The 3,094-nt window shown below is 61.8% G+C and carries 3 protein-coding genes; all 3 read left to right on the top strand.

From position 1 onward, the window contains the following. Window positions 1-204, top strand: a 204-nt coding sequence (locus JWR14_RS29360; RefSeq protein WP_299716172.1) for a 2Fe-2S iron-sulfur cluster-binding protein, incomplete at its 5' end; no start/stop codon positions are given. 112 nt (window positions 205-316) lie between these two features. Continuing rightward, complete coding sequence (locus JWR14_RS29355) at window positions 317-2,737, top strand: xanthine dehydrogenase family protein molybdopterin-binding subunit (RefSeq protein ID WP_299716168.1); 2,421 nt, start codon at window positions 317-319, stop codon at window positions 2,735-2,737. Between the two features lie 12 nt (window positions 2,738-2,749). Next, a partial coding sequence (locus JWR14_RS29350) for an FAD binding domain-containing protein (RefSeq protein WP_299716165.1) occupies window positions 2,750-3,094 on the top strand: 345 nt, incomplete at its 3' end.

Genomic DNA, 3,094 nt, shown 5'->3' with positions numbered 1-3,094 from the left:
TTCAAGGAGTGCCACGGCCTCCAATGCGGCTTCTGTACGCCCGGCATGGTGATGAGCGCGACCTCCCTCGCCGCGCAAAAACCCGATCTCACCGAAGCCGATGTCCGCGAACAACTCGACGGCAATCTCTGCCGATGTACGGGGTATCACAACATCGTGAAAGCGATAGTGCAGGGCGCGCAAGCCATGAAGGCCTCGCCCTAAGGGCCGCGCCCTAAGGGCCGCGCCCTGAGCTGCCGCCCGCGCTTCCAGCAAAGCCTCACCGAAGCCGCACTCACCTTTCCGATGAAGATTCGCGCCTGAACAGGAGTCCGCGATGAACGCCCCTGAAACACCCGATACCCACCGCCTGATCGGCGCTGCCGTCAAACGCAAGGAAGACTATCGCTTCCTGACGGGCAACGGCCAGTACACCGACGACGTCGTCCTCCCGCGCCAAACCTATGGCGTCTTCCTGCGCTCGCCGTACGCACACGCAACGATCCGCAGCATCGACATCACGGCCGCCAAAGAAGCACCCGGCGTCGTCGCGATCTTCACTGGCGCCGACATGGCCGGCGAGAGCGTCGGCGGATTGCCGTGCGGCTGGCTGATCCACAACATCGACGGAAAGCCGATGAACGAACCGCCCCATCCCGTGATTGCACATACGAAAGTGCGCCATGTGGGCGATCAGGTGGCGTTGATCGTCGCGGAATCGGTGAAGGAAGCGAAGGATGCGATCGAATTGATCGAGGTGGACTACGACGTGCTGCCGGCTGTCGTCGATACCGCCACCGCAGCCGATCCGGGCCAGCCGCAAGTCCACGATGAAGCGCCGAACAACCTCTGCTACACGTGGGGCCACGGCGATAAAGCCGCCACCGACGCCGCCTTCGCGAAAGCCGCTCACGTGACCACGCTGGATATCGTGAATCAGCGCTTGGTGCCGAACGCGATCGAACCGCGCGCCGTGAACGCGAGTTATTCCAAGTCCGACGACAGCTACACGGTCTACGTCGCGAACCAGAATCCTCACGTCGAGCGTTTGTTGATGGCGGCGTTTGTGTTGTCTTTGCCTGAATCGAAACTGAGGATCATTGCGCCCGATGTGGGCGGCGGTTTCGGCTCGAAGATTTATCTGTATGCGGAAGATGTGGCGTTGACGTGGGCATCGAAGAAAGTCCGGCGGCCGATCAAGTGGACGTGCGAGCGCTCGGAAGCTTTTCTCTCCGATGCCCACGGCCGCGATCACGTCACCAAAGCCGAATTGGCGATGGACGCTGACGGCAAGTTCCTCGGCCTTCGCGTTCACACGACGGCGAACATGGGCGCGTATCTATCGACGTTCGCGTCCGCGATTCCCACCATCCTGTACGCGACGCTACTCGCCGGCCAGTACGCCACGCCCGCGATCTACGCCGAGGTGAAGGCGGTCTTCACGAACACGGTTCCCGTCGATGCTTATCGCGGCGCTGGACGTCCCGAAGCGACCTATGTGATCGAGCGCATCGTGGAGACGGCGGCGCGTGAAATGAACATCGATCCGGCTGAATTGAGGCGACGCAACTTCATCCGGTCGTGGCCGTACACCACGCCGGTCGGCCTGACCTACGACTCCGGCGATTACTCGGCCCTGCTCGACCGCGCGATGGAACTCGCCGATGTGAAAGGGTTTCCTTCCCGGCGCGAGGAATCGAAGAAAAACGGCAAGCTGCGCGGGCTTGGATACTCCTGCTATATCGAGGCGTGCGGGTTGGCGCCATCGAATCTGGCGGGCGCGTTGGGCGCGCGGGCGGGTTTGTTCGAAGCCGGCGAAATCCGTGTGCATCCAACGGGTTCGGTCACCGTGTTCACCGGCTCGCACAGCCACGGTCAAGGGCACGAAACCACCTTCGCGCAAGTGGTGGCGGACCGGCTGGGGGTATCGATGGATAACATCGAGATCGTTCACGGCGATACCGGCCGGATTCCATTCGGCATGGGCACATACGGCTCACGATCCATCGCGGTGGGCGGCTCGGCGATCATGAAGGCGCTCGACAAGATCGAGGACAAGGCCAAGAAAATCGCGGCGCATTTGCTGGAAGCATCGGCGGAAGATATCGAGTTTAAGGACGGCATTTTCCGCGTGGTGGGTACCGACCGGACGAAGGCGTTCGCGGAGGTATCGCTGGCGGCTTACGTGCCGCACAACTTCCCGCTCGACAAGCTCGAACCGGGCCTCAACGAAAACGCGTTCTACGATCCGAGCAACTTCACGTATCCATCGGGCGCGTATTTGTGCGAGCTGGAAGTCGATCCCGACACTGGCGAAACGTGGATTCAGAAATTCACGGCCGTCGATGATTTCGGCAACATCATCAATCCGATGATCGTGGAGGGTCAGGTTCATGGCGGGATAGGGCAGGGCATTGGTCAGGCGATGCTCGAGCGCGCCGTGTACGACAACGAGAGTGGCCAGTTGATGTCCGGCTCGTTCATGGATTACGCGATGCCGCATGCCTCCGACCTGCCGAATTTCACTGTGGAGACATCGAAGGGCACGCCGTGCGTGCATAACCCGTTGGGCGTGAAGGGCTGCGGTGAGGCTGGCGCGATCGGATCGCCGCCGGCCGTGATCAACGCGATCATCGATGCGCTTTCGCCGCTTGGTGTGACGGATCTGCAGATGCCTGCGACGCCGCATCGCGTATGGGCGGCCATCCACGCTGCCGCTGATGCGTCCGCCGCTCGCGGCGCTTCGACTCCCGCTTAAGAGGACTTCGACATGTACTCATTCGATTATCAACGGCCGGACAAGTCCGATGCAGCGGTGGCGTTTCTCAAGCAGGACGAGGATGCCAAATATCTATCGGGCGGGCAGAGCTTGTTGCCGACGATGCGGTTGCGTCTTGCGCAGCCATCGGCGCTGGTGGATGTGACGCGTATTGGCTCGATGAAGGACATTACCGTCACTGGCGACAAGGTGACGATTGGCGGCGCGGTGTGCCATGCGCAGGTTGCCGCGAATGCCGATGTGCAGCGCGCGTTGCCGGGGCTTGCGGATCTTGCTGGTCATATTGGCGACCGGCAGGTTCGGGAGCGGGGGACGATTGGCGGGTCGCTGGCTAAC

The sequence above is a fragment of the Caballeronia sp. genome (assembly GCF_028292365.1).
Classification (GTDB): domain Bacteria; phylum Pseudomonadota; class Gammaproteobacteria; order Burkholderiales; family Burkholderiaceae; genus Caballeronia.
This window is presented reverse-complemented; position numbering and strand designations above follow the sequence as displayed.